The following is a 13501-nucleotide window of genomic DNA, read 5'->3' on the forward strand; positions in this document are numbered from 1 at the left end:
CTGGTCCTGCCTGAAGCAATCTATTTGCGCAGCACTTCTCCACCGGCGCACACCAGCGTCGCGGTCACGATCTCGTCCTCGCGGTCGATGAAGAAACGGTCGTCCTTGTCGATCACGAGCTTGAGGAAGTCCAGCACGTTGCGCGCATACAGGGCCGACGCATCGGCCGGCACCAGCGCAGCCAGGTTCGGCTCGCCGATGATGTGCACCCCGTGCCTGATCACTGTTTTTCCCAGCTCCGTCAGCGGGCAGTTGCCGCCCTGGGCGATGGCCATGTCGACGATCACCGAGCCCGGCTTCATCGCGCGCACCGTCTCTTCGCCGATCAGGATGGGCGCCTTGCGGCCCGGGATCAGGGCGGTGGTGACGACGATGTCGGCCAGTTTCGCGCGCTCGTGCACCAGTTCTCCCTGGCGCCGCATCCAGTCGGCCGGCATCGGCCGCGCATAGCCGCCGCTGCCCTGGGCGATCTCGCGCTCCTCGTCGGTCACATACGGCACGTCGATGAATTTGGCGCCGAGCGACTCCACCTGTTCCTTCACCGGCGGACGCACGTCGGACGCTTCGATCACGGCGCCCAGGCGCTTGGCGGTGGCGATCGCCTGCAGCCCGGCCACGCCCACGCCCATGATCAGCACGCGCGCCGCCTTGACCGTGCCGGCCGCCGTCATCAGCATCGGCATGAAGCGTCCATAGGTATTGGCGGCCAGGAGGATGGCCTTGTAACCGGCGATATTGGCCTGCGAAGAGAGTACGTCGAGCGACTGTGCGCGCGTGATGCGCGGCGCCGCTTCCAGTGCGAAGGCGGTGACGCCGCTCGCGGCCAGCGCGGACAGATTATCGGCGTCGAAGGGATCGAGCATGCCGACCAGCACCGCCTCGCGCCGCATCAGGCCTCGTTCGGCGGCGTCCGGGCTGCGCACCTTGAGGACCATGTCGGCGCCGAAAGCGGCGGCGGCATCGACGATGCTGGCGCCTGCCGCTTCATAGGCGCTGTCGGGCGCCGCGGCATGCAGGCCGGCGCCGGACTGCACCAGGACCTGGTGTTTGGCGGCCAGTTTTTTGACGGTTTCGGGTGTTGCTGCAACACGCGTCTCGCCCGGCCTTGTCTCGGCCGGTATGCCTATCCTCATGACACCTCCGTACGTTGGAATACTCGAGTGCACTACCTGTCTTTACGGCAAGTGTTCCAATATACCGTCTTTTAATGAATTTGCAATGCTTATGACAAAACTCATGCCGCTCGGGCGATTTGCCGGCATTTTTGCGACAGATCAAGCCGAATTAACGACAGGCAAGCGCCACAGGAAGGGCAAGGCTGAGCAGAGCAGCCCCCGCCCGAGGTAGAATACCGGCTCATTTTCAAGGACAGGCATGAGCGACATCTTCAAACCATCGGTTACCGTGGCTGCGATCATCGAGCACGAGGGCCGTTTCCTGCTGATCGAAGAAGAGACGAGCGAGGGCGTCAAGCTGAACCAGCCCGCCGGTCATCTCGACCCGCACGAATCGCTGGAACAAGCGGTCGTGCGCGAAGCGCTCGAGGAAACCGCCCACGAGTTCATACCGCGCACGCTGGTGGGAATGTATATGTCGCGCTACCACTCGAAGTCGCGCAATGCCGACGTCACCTACCTGCGCTTCACCTTCGCCGGGGCCGTCGGCCGCAAGTTCGACCAGCCGCTCGACGAAGGCATCCTGCGCACCCTGTGGATGACGCGCGACGAGATCGCCGCCACCGCCGACCGCCACCGCAGCCCGATCGTGCTCCGGTGCGTGGACGACTACCTGGCCGGCCAGAGCACGCCCCTGTCCCTGCTGCACACCCATCCCTCGGTGTTCGAGGGCGGGATCTGAATTCAATACGGACGTAACATGAGCAAGAAAAAAGTCGTGATCGGGATGTCGGGCGGAGTCGACTCCTCGGTCGCGGCGTGGATGCTGAAAGAACAAGGCTACGACGTGGTCGGCCTGTTCATGAAGAACTGGGAAGACGACGACGACTCCGAATTCTGTTCGACGCGCCAGGACTGGATCGACGCGGCCAGCGTGGCCGACGTGGTCGGGGTCGACATCGAGGCGGTCAATTTCGCCTCCGAATACAAGGACCGCGTGTTCGCCGAGTTCCTGCGCGAGTACCAGGCCGGCCGCACGCCCAACCCGGACGTGCTGTGCAACGCCGAGATCAAGTTCAAGGCCTTCCTCGACCATGCGATGAAGCTGGGCGCCGACCTGATCGCCACCGGCCACTACGCGCGCGTGCGCGAGAACACGGGCAGCGGCAAGTTCGAACTGCTGAAGGCCTTCGACGCCACCAAGGACCAGAGCTACTTCCTGCACCGCCTGAACCAGGCGCAGCTCTCGAAGTCGCTGTTCCCGCTGGGCGAGATCCCGAAGACCGAGGTGCGCAAGATCGCCGAAAAGCTCAAGCTCCCGAACGCCGCCAAGAAGGATTCGACCGGCATCTGCTTCATCGGCGAGCGCCCGTTCCGCGATTTCCTGAACCGCTACCTGTCCTATAAACCGGGCCCGATCAGGCTCGATGACGGCAGCAAGGTCGGCGAACACGTCGGCCTGTCGTTCTACACGCTGGGCCAGCGCAAGGGCATCGGCATCGGCGGCCTCAAATCGCGCAAGACCGCCGACGGCATCAGCGAGCCGTGGTTCGTGGCGCGCAAGGACATCGAGGCCAACACCCTGTACATCGTGCAGGGCCATGACCACCCATGGCTGCTGTCGAACCGCCTGGAGGCCGGCCAGGCCAGCTGGATCGCGGGCGAGCCCCCCGATCCGCGCGAGCTGGCGGCCAAGACCCGCTATCGCCAGGCCGACGTGGCCTGCAAGGTGCTGGCCGAAGGCGACAGCAGATTTGCCCTCGACTTCACCGACCCGCAATGGGCGGTCACGCCCGGCCAGTCGGCCGTGCTGTACGACGGCGACGTCTGCCTGGGCGGCGGCATCATCGACGCCCGCTCGGGCGTCGGGTAAGTCTCAGCGAACGCGCCCGGCCAGCCATTCGGCCAGCGCGTTCGGCGCCAGCGGGCGCGCGTGCAGGTAGCCCTGCACCTCGTCGCAGCCCGCCGCGCGCAAGAAATCCTCCACTTCCACCGTCTCCACGCCTTCGGCCACCACCTTGTGGCCCAGGTCGTGCGACAGCTTGATCATCGTCCCCACCAGCGCGCGCCGGCGTTCGTCATGCGCCAGGTTGCGCATGAAGCTCTGGTCGATCTTGACCACGTTGGCCGGCAGGCTTTGCAGGTAAGACAGGCTGCTGTAGCCGGTGCCGAAATCGTCGATCGCCAGCTGCACGCCGGCCTGCGTCAGGCGCTCCAGCGTGCCCTGCGCCACCTTCGGGTTGCGCATCAGCGCGCTCTCGGTGAGCTCGATCGCCAGGTTTGACGCCGACAGGCCGTGGCGCACCAGGAGCTTCAATACGCGATCGCAGAAGTCCGGCTCTTCCAGGTTCACCGCCGACACGTTCACCGCCACCTGCAAGGTGACGCCTTCCTGGCGCCATGCGGCCATCTGACGCATCGCGGCGGCCAGCACCCATTCGGTGGTGGCGCGCGCCAGCGAGGTGCCTTCGATCACCGGGATGAATTCACCCGGCGAGATGACCCCCGCCTCGGGATGGCTCCAGCGCAGCAGCGCCTCGACGCTGGCGCAGGCGCCGTCGTGCAGGCCGACCTTGGGCTGGTACACCAGGTGCAGCTGGTTGCGGCTCTCGAGCGCGGCGCCGAAGGCGTTCACCAGCCAGAAGCGGCGCTGCAGGATGGCGTCATGCTCGGACGAGAACACCCGCACGCAGCGCTCGGCGGCCAGGCCGTCGTGGGCCGCGCTGTGCATATTGCGCAGCAGGTCCAGGCCTTCGGTCTGGCCGACCGTGAATGGCGCGATGCCGACTGTGACGGTGGTGATGAAGCGCGCCTGACCGTGGCTGGCGCGCGCGTCGAGCCACGACTGCATCTGGGTGCGGAAGGTCTCGAGCGTGACGCCGCGCGGCGCGAAGAAGGCGAACTGGGTGCTGCCGACGTGGAAGATCTTGCCGGAGCCGGCCAGGCGCAGCTGCGGCACCACGTCGCGCACCATCTCGTCCAGGTAGCCGGCTCCCATCACGCGCTGGGCGTCGCTCAGCTCTTGCGGGCTGGCCAGGCTGACCAGGGCCGCCAGGCGCATGTCGCCGGCCGGCTCGGCCAGTTCCATGTCGTTGAAGTCGACGATGAACTGGTTGCGGTTGGGCAGGCCGCTGACCGGGTCGATCCGCCCCAGCGCATGCTGCAGCTCGATCTGCGTCATCACCATCGTCGCCAGGTCCTGCAGCGCCTGGCTCTCGGCTTCTGTCACCTGGCGCGGTTCGGTGCCCAGCACGCACATCGCGCCCAGCGCAAAACCGTCGCTGGTCACGAGCGGTGCACCGGCGTAGAAACGGATGCCGTCCGCGGCCAGCTTGCTGTCGCGAAAATAGGCGTTTTCAAGCAGGTCAGGCACGACCAGCACGTGGGCCGTATCGGCCACCTCTGCGCATGGCGCGCGCAGGCGCGGAATCGAGTCATGCCCGACGCCGACCTTCGACTTGAACCATTGGCGGTCGCTGTCGGTCAGCGACACCGCCGCAATCGGCAGATTGAACAACTGGGCAGCCATTCGCGTGATGCGGTCGAAGGCCTCGCTCGGCGGGGTGTCCAGCAATTCGAGGCGATGCAGGGCTTCGAGACGCGCCGCTTCATGGAGGGACGGGGCCAATAGTGCTGGTTCGATCGGTGAGTTCATGGTTGGCCCCTGGCTGGCGCACACGCGCCGGAAATGACGAAATTGACGGATTTTGATTCATTGTTGCAATAAAAATTCCCACAGTCAACAATTATCGCCAATTCTATCGTCACATTCGTCATTTTTTGTTGCTTGGTGTAAAATCCATGTATTGCAGCAATACAGCACACGATAATGACGAGAACCGACGACGATCCGATCCTGACCACGCGCGAAGCGGCGCGGCTGCTGGGGGTGGCGGTGAGCACCGCCCAGGTCTGGATGGAAGGCGGCGCGCTGCCGACCTGGAAGACCCCCGGCGGGCATCGCCGGGTGCGCCTGAGCGCGGTGACCCAGCTGATGCGGCAGCGCGAGGCCAGCCTGCCCATGGCGCAGGCCGAGCGGCTCTCCGGCGAGTTCCTCCCGACGCAGTCTCCTGCGTATCCGGTGGCGTCCAACGAAGCGCAGCGCCTGACGGCGCTGGCCGCGACGAAGCTGATGGACTCGGCCGAGGAAGAAACGTTCGACCGCCTGACGTGGCTGGCCAGCCACGTGACCGAGTGCCCCATGGCCCTGCTGACCTTATTGTCCGGCCAGCGGCAGTGGTTCAAGTCGCGCATCGGTATCGAGCGGCGTGAGACCCCGCGCGAGGTGGCCTTCTGCAGCCATACGATCATGCAGGACGGCGCATTCGTGGTGGAAGATGCCGGCGCCGACCCGCGCTTCGCCGCCAATCCCCTGGTGACGGGCGCGCCGCACATCCGCTTCTATGCGGGCTATCCGGTACTCGATGCCAAGGGGCTGGCGCTCGGATCACTGTGCGTGCTGGACCGCGAACCGCGCCGCCTGCGCGAGCGCGAATTGCGCGCGCTGCGCGAACTGGCCGCCATCGCGTCCGACGAAGTCAGGCGCCGCGGCTAACGGCGCTCACTCGGCCTTCGGGGCCGCCTGCTGCTTCTTGACGAAGGCGATCACGGTGTTGCGGATGGTCTTGAGCACGGTGTCGGCCTTGAACGGCTTGACGATGAAGCCATGCACGCCGCGCGCCGCCGCCGACTGCACCGCCTGCGCATCGAGCGTGCCCGAGACCAGGAAGATCAGGGTCTTGGGCAGCTCGGCGCGCAGCTGTTCGACCACGTTGTTGCCGTCCTCGACCTGCTCGCGCGCGATGCAGAGCACGTGCGGACGGTGCTTGATCGCCAGGCCGTAGCCGAGCGCGCTGGTGTGGGTCGCCCCCACCACCTCGTAACTGCCGTCGGCCAGCACGGTGCCCAGCATCGACCGCGAGACCGCGTTTCCATCCACGATTACCGCCTTGAGCATCGCGTCGCTTTCTGTTTAGTGAGAGTCATAGGCCAGCATATTCCAGGTCACGCCCAGGCGCACGTCGAGCTTGAGCGACACCAGGCAACGCGATATCTCGAGTATCTCACGCTCGGCGCGCAGCCTTTCGCCCAGCGGCGTCTTGAGGATGCCGGCGCCCTGGACCACGGCGTCGAGGCTGCCGTAGGCATTGAGCAGGCGCGCGGCCGTCTTCATGCCGACCTTGGACACGCCCGGCACGCCGTCGGTCGGGTCGCCCATCAGCGCCAGCAGGTCGTGCAGCCGCTCGGGCGCCACGCCGAAGCGCTGGCGCACCCAGGCGTCGTCATGCCATTCGTTCTTGAAATGGTCCCATACCAGCGCGCCGTGCGCGATCAGCGGATGCAAGTCCTTGTCGGTGGTGGCGACGATGGCCTCCCCGCGTCCTTCCGACAGCCAGCGCATCACGCCGGTGGCGATCACGTCGTCGGCCTCGACCTCGGGAATCGACACCACGTGCAGGCCCGCCGCGCGCAGGCGCTCGTGGAACTCGGGCAGCGCCGCGCGCAGTTCATGGGGCATCGCCGCCCTGCCCTCGCGGTAGCGCGGATACAGGGCGTGGCGCCAGTTATCGCCGCCGTGGTCGAAGGCCGCCAGCACGTGGGTCGGCGCATGCGTCTCGAGCACCTTGCGAAACGACGAGAAGGCATGGCGCAAGGCGATACTGGCCTTCAGGTCGGAATCCGGCTCGGGACTGGCCTCGTACACCCGGCGTACGATGTTCAGGCCGTCGATGGCGAGCAGCTTGGCCATGCTTGATGGATCCTCTTACGCCTTGCCGATCTCGTATTTGCCGCCACGCTCGAGCGCGCGCCCGTAAGCCGGACGCGCATGGATGCGCTTGAGGAAATCAAGCAGGTTCGGATATTTGCCATCGAGCCCGCCGCGCGAGGCCGCCGCCTCCAGCGGGAAGCTCAGATGGATGTCGGCCGCCGTGAACTCTTCGCCTGTGAACCAGGGATGCTTGCCCAGCTCTCCTTCCAGGTAGGCCAGGTGCAGCGCGATCTGCGGCAGCACGAAGCTGCCCTTGACCTTTTGCGCGATGCCGCGCGCGATCGGCTTGACGAAGAACGGCATCGGGCTGTTCTCGACCTTGTCGAACACCAGCTTGAGCAGCAGCGGCGGCATCGCCGAGCCTTCGGCGTAGTGCAGGAAGTGGGTGTAGCGCAGGCGCGCCGGGGTGCCGGCCGCCGGTTTCAGGCGTCCCTGGCCGTACTGCTCGACCAGGTAGTCGACGATGGCGCCGGACTCGGCCACCACCAGCTCGCCGTCGCTGATGACGGGCGACTTGCCCAGCGGGTGCACGGCCTTGAGCTCGGGCGGGGCCAGCATGGTCTTGGGGTCGCGCTGGTAGCGCTTGATCTCGTAGTCCAGGCCCAGCTCTTCCAGCAGCCACAGGATGCGCTGCGAGCGCGAGTTGTTCAGGTGGTGGACGACGATCATGGCGGATACGGGAAGTGGCGATGGGCGCCAGCTTAGCACTGTTGCGCATGCGCCAACAAGCCCGCGCCGACAGCGCGGGCCGTGGAGGCGGATCAGCGCTGGTGCAGCTTGATCACGCGGTGCTTGCCGGGCGGGGCGGGCTGCGAGGTAGACTGTTGCTGCGCACAGCCGCTGCCGCAGCTGCCGCCGCCGCAACCGCCGCCGCCGGTCTTGTCGAGCCAGCGCGCGATGGCCGAGCTGCGCCCGCCCCGGGTCAGGCGCAGCACGATGCGCGCACGCAGGCTGGCCGACATGTACTTCGCGCCGAGGTACAGCGCGGCCAACGAGACGATGATGACGACGGCCAGTTCCTGCATGATTTACGCTCCTGTGATGGCGAGGGTGACGCGGTAGACGATGAAGGCCGCCACGTAGGCCAGGCCGAACATATAGCCGGCCATGATCCAGGCGTACTTGCGGCTGCCGGTCTCGCGGGCCACGGTGGCCAGCGTCGGCAGGCAGTGCGGCGCGTAGACATACCAGGCCAGCAGCGCCAGGCCGGTGGCCAGCGACCACGATTCGGCGATCATCGGCGCCAGCAGGTCGCCGACTTCGTCGCCGCCCGACAGCGCGTACACGGTGCCCAGCGCGCCGACCGCGACTTCGCGTGCGGCCATGCCCGGCACCAGGGCGATCGCGATCTGCCAGTTGAAGCCGATCGGCGCCAGGATCACTTCCAGCGCACGGCCGATCATGCCGGCCACGCTGTAGTAGATCGGCGGTTCGGTGGCGCCAGCCGGCGCGCCCGGGAAGCTCGACAGCAGCCAGAGCAGGATCATCATGGTCAGGATCAGGGTACCGACCCGCATCAGGAAGATCTTGGCGCGTTCCCACAGGCCCGAGACCAGTGCGCCCGCTTGCGGCCAGTGATAGGCCGGCAGTTCGAGCATCAGCGCCTGCTGCTTGAATTCGCTGCGGCGCCGCATGAACCAGGCCACCGCCATCGCCGACAGGATGCCGGCCATGTACAGGATGAACAGCACCACGCCCTTGAGGTTGAGGAAGCCGGCCACGGTCTGGTCGGGGATGAAGGCCGCGATCAGCAGCGCATACACCGGCAGGCGCGCGGAACACGTCATCAAGGGCGCGATCATGATCGTCACCAGGCGGTCGCGCGGGTTCTGGATCGTGCGCGCGGCCATCACGCCGGGGATCGCGCAGGCGAACGACGACAGCAGCGGCAGGAAGGCGCGGCCCGACAGGCCGACGCTGCCCATGATGCGGTCCAGCAGGAAGGCCGCGCGCGGCAGGTAGCCCACGTCTTCGAGCAGCAGGATGAAGAAGAACAGGATCAGGATCTGCGGCAGGAACACCAGCACGCTGCCGACGCCGGCGATGATGCCGTCCACGATCAGGCTGTGCAGCAGGCCTTCGCCGAGCAGGTCGCCGACGAATTCGCCCAGCGCGCCGACACCGGCTTCGATCAGGTCCATCGGCGTGCCGGCCCAGCTGAACACGGCCTGGAAGATCAGGAACATCAGCGCGGCCAGGATGATCGGGCCCGCGACCGGATGCAGCACCACGTTGTCGACCTTTTCGGTCAGGTTGCCGGTGTCCTTCGCGGTGGAGACGGCGGCGGCCAGGATCCGGCGCACCTCGCGCTGGGTCTCTTCGACCGGCACCGCGTCGATCGCCGACAGCGGGTTGGCCTTGACCGGCGCGTCGAACGTCATGCGATCGAGTTCGGCCAGCAGCGCCTGTTCGCCGCCCGACTGGATGGCGACGGTTTCCACCACCGGCATGCCCAGTTCCTGCGACAGCTTCACGGTGTCGATCTCGATGCCCCGCTTCTTGGCGACATCGACCATGTTCAGGGTCAGCACCATCGGCAGGCCCAAACGCTTGAGCTCAAGCACCAGGCGCAGGTTCAGGCGCAGGTTGGTCGCGTTGACCACGCACAGGATGGCGTCCGGCGCGGCTTCGCCCGGACGCAGGCCGGCCACCACGTCACGCGTGATGCCTTCGTCCGGCGTTTGCGCATTCAGGCTGTAGGCGCCCGGCAGGTCGAGCACGCGGAAAGCGCGGCCGGCCGGCGACTTGAAGCTGCCCTCCTTGCGCTCGATGGTGACGCCGGCATAGTTCGCGACCTTCTGGCGCGAGCCGGTGAGACGGTTGAAGAGCGCGGTCTTGCCGCAGTTCGGGTTGCCCAGCAGTGCCACCAGCGGCGTACGGGCCGCGACTTGTCGATCCATGACTCCCATTCGTTCAATCCGCCTTGATCGAGACCAGCGCCGCTTCGAACGGGCGCAGGGCGAACGTCGACTCGCCGACCTTGACCGCCAGCGGGCCTTTCATCACGCGCTTGAGCACGCGGATGCGCTCGCCCGGCACGAAGCCCAGCTCCATCAGGCGGCGCTGCACATCGACGCCGCCCTGCGCATGCGGCGCCAGCTGGACTACGGTGGCACTCTGGCCCGCTTTCAGCGAGTCGAGTGTGGACAGGGAGGGGGCTAGGGTCATGGCAGCTTCCAAATGGTTGTTGCGCTTATGAGACAGCGACAAGAATGATGCCGACATCATAAACCTAAATGCGAACTATTACTATTTGCAGCTTGTCATTGCTTGGACGAAAAGCACAAAAAAAGTGCACACGATACGCAAAATCCGCTTGCGTTTGCCGCCGAGTTTACAGAAAATAGCAACGCAAATGAGAATGATTCGCATTTTTATAGTGTAACTAGCAAGGGTAGCTCTGATGATCGTCTGCGTCTGCAACAACATCTCCGACCGTGAAATCCGCCAGGCCGTCGATCTGGGCATCTCGTCGATTGCTGAACTGCGCAAGGAACTGGGCGTCGGCACCATGTGCGGCACCTGCGTCAGCTATGCGCGTGAAGTCCTGCATACCCATCTCGACAGCAAGACCACGATTACCGAAGTGCGCCGCCTCCCGCAAGCGGCCTGACACCAGCCCTGTCTCTCCCCCCCGCCTCGCCAAGCTGCGAGGCTTTTTTTTGTCCGGGCGCGTCTTAAAAGGTCATTAATCCGGCGGCGTTATACTTCCCGGTCCCGGATTCTTCACCTCTCCCCATGAACATCCTGCTCGTCGAGGACGACGCCATGCTCGCTGCCGCCATCCGTGAGCGCGCGCGCCAGGAAGGCCTGGTTCTCGACCATACGGGCGATGCCGAAAGCGCGCGCCTGGCTTTGCTCGACAACGTCTACTCGGTGATCCTGCTCGACCTCGGCCTGCCGGGAGAGTCGGGCCTGTCCCTGCTGCGCGGCCTGCGCGCGGCGTACAACGCGACGCCGGTCATCATCCTCACCGCGCGCGCCCAGATGTCCGAGCGCATCGCCGGCCTGGATGCCGGCGCCGACGACTACCTGGTCAAGCCTTTCGAATTCAGCGAGCTGTGGGCGCGCATGCGCGCCGTGACCCGCCGCAGCGAAGGCAAGACGGTGCCGACCCTCACCTGCCGCAACGTGGTGCTGGACGTGGCGCGCCAGGCCGTCACCTGCGACGGCCAGCCGGTGACCCTGAGCGCCTATGAATACCGCACCCTGCTCGCCTTCATGGAGCGCCCCGGCCACATCATCGCGCGCAGTCACCTGCAAACGCTGATCTATGGCGCGGACGGCGACGTCGAGAGCAATACGATCGCCGTCTTCATCCATCAGCTGCGGCGCAAGCTCGGCGAAGAGATCATCGAGACCGTGCACGGCCAGGGCTACCGCCTGGGCAAGGACGTGACGTGAACTCGATCCGCGCCCGCGTGCGCTGCGTGTTCAGCCTGGCGCTGGCCTTTTGCTGGATCTGCGGCGGCGGCGTGGTCGCCGCCTATACCGCCAGCAATGAGCACAGCCTGTGGGACGGCAAGCTGCAGGCCTTCGGCACTCGCCTGCTGCTGTCCCTGCCGGCCGAGGAAATCAACGACGGCCCGTTCGGACCCAGCCTGGAATTGCCGCCCACGATGCAGCACGATCCCGGGAACTTCGCGATCCAGGTCTGGAGCAACGACCGCCGGCTGGTGATCCGCTCTCCGGCCGCGCCGGAGGCGCCATTCCAGCCCAGCTTCCGCAACGGCTTCGCCACGCTCGAAGCGGGGGGCCAGGCCTGGCGCGTGTACACGATCTCGGACCGCCACAGCCTGGTCTCGGTGCAGGTCGCCAACCTGCAAAGCGCGATCGACCGCGAGATGTATGGCGAGACGCTGGCCGCGCTGGCCGCCATGACGGCAGTGCTGGTGCTGGTGGCGCTGCTGCTGCTGCATGCGCTGGATCGTTCGCTGCGTCCCCTGTCCGTGATCGAGCGCGCGCTGTTGCGGCGCCAGGACTTCGACCTGACGCCGCTGCCGGTGGCGGCGCTGCCGGTCGAGCTGCGGCCCCTGGTCACCTCGTTCAACCACCTGCTGGTGCAACTCGACAAGGCCGTGGCGAACGAGCGCCGCTTCCTGGGCGACGCCGCCCACGAGCTGCGCACGCCGCTGTCGGTGCTGCAAGCCCACGTCGACGTCGCCCTGCATGCACGCAGCGACGCCGAGCGCACGGAAGCGCTGCAGATGCTGCAGCAGGGTGTACGGCGCAGCGCGCGCATGGCCGAGCAGTTGCTCGACGTGGCGCGGCTCGATGCGATGTCGTGTTCGATCAGCACCGAAGCGCTCGACCTGGCTGTGGTGGTCGAGCATGTGGTGCATGAATATACCTATCACGCGCAGCGCCTCGGCTGCACGCTCGTCTCAGTGAAGGCGCCGGCCTGGGTCGAGGGCAATCTCGACGAGCTGGGGACCCTGCTGCGCAACCTGCTGGACAATGCGGTGCGCTTCGCGCGCGACGGTGGACGGGTGGAGGTGGCCTGCGGCGTGGGACCGGATGGACCGTGGCTCAGCGTCGCCGACGACGGCCCCGGCGTGCCGGAGGCAGAGCACGGCGCCATCTTCCAGCGCTTCTACCGCCTTCCCGGCAACCAGGGCCGCGGCAGCGGCATCGGCCTGTCGCTGGTGGCCGCCATCGCCCGCCTGCACGATGCGCGCATCGAGACCGGCAGCGGCCTGGCCGGCCGCGGCTTCGCGGTGCGGGTCGTCTTCAGAACGCGTACAGATAGCCCAGCTTGATGCTGCTCTCGGTGGAGCGTTCCACCAGCGGACTGTCCTTGATCTCGCTGCCCAGCGACTTGGCGCTGACGTCGACGAAGAAGTTGTGGCGGCGCTGGAAGGCGTAGCCGAAGCGCACACCGGCCTCGATCGCCTGCGACGAGTCGCCGTTGTAGGCGCGGCGGCCCGCGCGTACCTCGTTGGCGCGCACGCCATAGTAGTAGTCGACGTAGTCCTTGTCGTACCACTCGGCCCCGATGCGCGGGGTGATGGTGACGGCGCCAGTGCGGAATTCTCGGTTCAGTTCCAGCTTGATGCGCTTGCCCTCGGCGTCGCCGGTGGCGGCGGTGAATTCGCCCGCCACGCTCGTGGCCCCGCTGCGCCAGGTCGCGGCGCCGCCCAGCCACAGGCCGCCCTTGCGTTCTTCCATGCCGGCCAGATAAGGCGAATCCTTGGCTTCGTAGCCGTCGTTGGCATAGCGCGCGCGCAGGCGGAACTGCAGCGGGCCATACGAGGGCAGCTTGTAGTCGATGCGCGCGCCGAACACGCTCAGGTGCCTGCTCTCGTACAGCACCAGCGGCAGCGGGTCGACGTCGTCGTCGAAGTCGCGCAGCGGGCTTTTATCGAAGCCGGCGCCGAAGCCGAGGCCCCATTGGGAAGTCTTGGGCGAGGCTTCCGCGGCGAGCTGCTCGGGCGCCACGACCTGGGCGGATGCCGGCACGAGGCAGGCAGGAACGACACAGGCCAGTGCCGCGGCCAGGATGCGAAAGGGGTGAAGTGCTTGGTTCATCGATGTCCTCTAACGGTGGGGCGAATCGCCTGTCGCCTATCCTGGCGGCGGGCGTACCATGGCGCGCCATGGCAGGGCGAACAATGCC

At 66.4% G+C, this 13501-nt stretch carries 15 protein-coding genes; 6 read left to right on the forward strand and 9 right to left on the reverse strand.

The window, feature by feature from the left end; translation table 11 throughout:
• Window positions 1-20: 20 nt before the first annotated feature.
• Complete coding sequence (locus tag SOM28_RS06750) at window positions 21-1133, reverse strand: Re/Si-specific NAD(P)(+) transhydrogenase subunit alpha (protein WP_320467644.1); 1113 nt, start codon at window positions 1131-1133, stop codon at window positions 21-23.
• Window positions 1134-1374: 241 nt separating this feature from the next.
• Here SOM28_RS06750 and SOM28_RS06755 point away from each other — a divergent pair, with 241 nt between their 5' ends.
• Both SOM28_RS06755 and mnmA read left to right on the forward strand, forming a co-directional pair.
• Complete coding sequence (locus SOM28_RS06755) at window positions 1375-1857, forward strand: NUDIX hydrolase (protein ID WP_123071736.1); 483 nt, start codon at window positions 1375-1377, stop codon at window positions 1855-1857.
• An 18-nt stretch (window positions 1858-1875) separates the two neighbouring features.
• Window positions 1876-2988 carry a tRNA 2-thiouridine(34) synthase MnmA gene (gene mnmA, locus SOM28_RS06760; RefSeq protein ID WP_320467645.1) on the forward strand — a complete coding sequence of 371 codons (1113 nt, stop codon included), beginning with the start codon at window positions 1876-1878 and terminating at the stop codon, window positions 2986-2988.
• Window positions 2989-2991: 3 nt separating this feature from the next.
• Here the strand turns inward: mnmA and SOM28_RS06765 are convergent, their stop codons facing one another.
• Window positions 2992-4770 carry a sensor domain-containing phosphodiesterase gene (locus tag SOM28_RS06765; protein WP_320467646.1) on the reverse strand — a complete coding sequence of 593 codons (1779 nt, stop codon included), beginning with the start codon at window positions 4768-4770 and terminating at the stop codon, window positions 2992-2994.
• A 174-nt stretch (window positions 4771-4944) separates the two neighbouring features.
• On the opposite strand from SOM28_RS06765, the gene SOM28_RS06770 reads away from it, so the two are divergent.
• Window positions 4945-5670 carry a GAF domain-containing protein gene (locus SOM28_RS06770; RefSeq protein ID WP_320467647.1) on the forward strand — a complete coding sequence of 242 codons (726 nt, stop codon included), beginning with the start codon at window positions 4945-4947 and terminating at the stop codon, window positions 5668-5670.
• 6 nt (window positions 5671-5676) lie between these two features.
• Here SOM28_RS06770 and SOM28_RS06775 read toward each other — a convergent pair whose 3' ends face one another.
• The 6 genes from SOM28_RS06775 to SOM28_RS06800 form a co-directional block, all read right to left on the reverse strand.
• On the reverse strand, window positions 5677-6072 hold the full coding sequence (locus SOM28_RS06775; protein WP_123071740.1) for a response regulator: 396 nt from the start codon (window positions 6070-6072) through the stop codon (window positions 5677-5679).
• Between the two features lie 15 nt (window positions 6073-6087).
• A complete protein-coding gene (locus tag SOM28_RS06780) occupies window positions 6088-6864 on the reverse strand; it encodes a 5'-3' exonuclease (RefSeq protein WP_123071741.1) in 777 nt (258 codons plus the stop codon).
• A gap of 15 nt (window positions 6865-6879) precedes the next feature.
• Window positions 6880-7554, reverse strand: a complete 675-nt coding sequence (locus SOM28_RS06785; protein WP_320467648.1) for a glutathione S-transferase — start codon at window positions 7552-7554, stop codon at window positions 6880-6882.
• Window positions 7555-7646: 92 nt separating this feature from the next.
• A complete protein-coding gene (locus tag SOM28_RS06790) occupies window positions 7647-7910 on the reverse strand; it encodes a hypothetical protein (protein WP_320467649.1) in 264 nt (87 codons plus the stop codon).
• Window positions 7911-7913: 3 nt separating this feature from the next.
• Window positions 7914-9794, reverse strand: coding sequence for a ferrous iron transporter B (gene feoB, locus SOM28_RS06795; RefSeq protein WP_320467650.1), 1881 nt, complete (start codon window positions 9792-9794; stop codon window positions 7914-7916).
• 4 nt (window positions 9795-9798) lie between these two features.
• Window positions 9799-10053, reverse strand: a complete 255-nt coding sequence (locus SOM28_RS06800; protein WP_123071746.1) for a FeoA family protein — start codon at window positions 10051-10053, stop codon at window positions 9799-9801.
• Between the two features lie 235 nt (window positions 10054-10288).
• Here SOM28_RS06800 and SOM28_RS06805 point away from each other — a divergent pair, with 235 nt between their 5' ends.
• The 3 genes from SOM28_RS06805 to SOM28_RS06815 all read left to right on the forward strand — a co-directional run bounded on the left by SOM28_RS06805 (window position 10289) and on the right by SOM28_RS06815 (window position 12644).
• Window positions 10289-10498: a (2Fe-2S)-binding protein gene (locus tag SOM28_RS06805; protein ID WP_123071745.1), complete on the forward strand. Its 210-nt coding sequence runs from the start codon at window positions 10289-10291 to the stop codon at window positions 10496-10498.
• A 125-nt stretch (window positions 10499-10623) separates the two neighbouring features.
• Window positions 10624-11289, forward strand: a complete 666-nt coding sequence (locus tag SOM28_RS06810) for a response regulator transcription factor (protein ID WP_320467651.1) — start codon at window positions 10624-10626, stop codon at window positions 11287-11289.
• Window positions 11286-12644 (forward strand): ATP-binding protein, encoded by a 1359-nt coding sequence (locus SOM28_RS06815; RefSeq protein ID WP_320467652.1) that lies wholly within the window; start codon window positions 11286-11288, stop codon window positions 12642-12644. The genes SOM28_RS06810 and SOM28_RS06815 overlap by 4 nt, the downstream gene beginning before the upstream one ends.
• Here SOM28_RS06815 and SOM28_RS06820 read toward each other — a convergent pair.
• Window positions 12616-13413 carry a MipA/OmpV family protein gene (locus tag SOM28_RS06820; RefSeq protein ID WP_320467653.1) on the reverse strand — a complete coding sequence of 266 codons (798 nt, stop codon included), beginning with the start codon at window positions 13411-13413 and terminating at the stop codon, window positions 12616-12618. The genes SOM28_RS06815 and SOM28_RS06820 overlap by 29 nt on opposite strands.
• Window positions 13414-13501 lie beyond the last annotated feature (88 nt).

This window comes from Massilia sp. CFBP9026 (assembly GCF_034045165.1).
Taxonomy (GTDB): domain Bacteria; phylum Pseudomonadota; class Gammaproteobacteria; order Burkholderiales; family Burkholderiaceae_D; genus Telluria; species Telluria arenae.

What these genes read in the sequence shown, in the direction of transcription:
- SOM28_RS06785 (WP_320467648.1), bottom strand. Translation starts at nt 7,554, where the DNA reads ATGATCGTCGTCCACCACCTGAACAACTCGCGCTCGCAGCGCATCCTG.
- SOM28_RS06775 (WP_123071740.1), bottom strand. Translation starts at nt 6,072, where the DNA reads ATGCTCAAGGCGGTAATCGTGGATGGAAACGCGGTCTCGCGGTCGATG.
- SOM28_RS06805 (WP_123071745.1), top strand. Translation starts at nt 10,289, where the DNA reads ATGATCGTCTGCGTCTGCAACAACATCTCCGACCGTGAAATCCGCCAG.
- feoB (WP_320467650.1), bottom strand. Translation starts at nt 9,794, where the DNA reads ATGGGAGTCATGGATCGACAAGTCGCGGCCCGTACGCCGCTGGTGGCA.
- SOM28_RS06765 (WP_320467646.1), bottom strand. Translation starts at nt 4,770, where the DNA reads ATGAACTCACCGATCGAACCAGCACTATTGGCCCCGTCCCTCCATGAA.
- SOM28_RS06800 (WP_123071746.1), bottom strand. Translation starts at nt 10,053, where the DNA reads ATGACCCTAGCCCCCTCCCTGTCCACACTCGACTCGCTGAAAGCGGGC.
- SOM28_RS06810 (WP_320467651.1), top strand. Translation starts at nt 10,624, where the DNA reads ATGAACATCCTGCTCGTCGAGGACGACGCCATGCTCGCTGCCGCCATC.
- SOM28_RS06790 (WP_320467649.1), bottom strand. Translation starts at nt 7,910, where the DNA reads ATGCAGGAACTGGCCGTCGTCATCATCGTCTCGTTGGCCGCGCTGTAC.
- SOM28_RS06780 (WP_123071741.1), bottom strand. Translation starts at nt 6,864, where the DNA reads ATGGCCAAGCTGCTCGCCATCGACGGCCTGAACATCGTACGCCGGGTG.
- mnmA (WP_320467645.1), top strand. Translation starts at nt 1,876, where the DNA reads ATGAGCAAGAAAAAAGTCGTGATCGGGATGTCGGGCGGAGTCGACTCC.
- SOM28_RS06770 (WP_320467647.1), top strand. Translation starts at nt 4,945, where the DNA reads ATGACGAGAACCGACGACGATCCGATCCTGACCACGCGCGAAGCGGCG.
- SOM28_RS06750 (WP_320467644.1), bottom strand. Translation starts at nt 1,133, where the DNA reads ATGAGGATAGGCATACCGGCCGAGACAAGGCCGGGCGAGACGCGTGTT.
- SOM28_RS06755 (WP_123071736.1), top strand. Translation starts at nt 1,375, where the DNA reads ATGAGCGACATCTTCAAACCATCGGTTACCGTGGCTGCGATCATCGAG.
- SOM28_RS06820 (WP_320467653.1), bottom strand. Translation starts at nt 13,413, where the DNA reads ATGAACCAAGCACTTCACCCCTTTCGCATCCTGGCCGCGGCACTGGCC.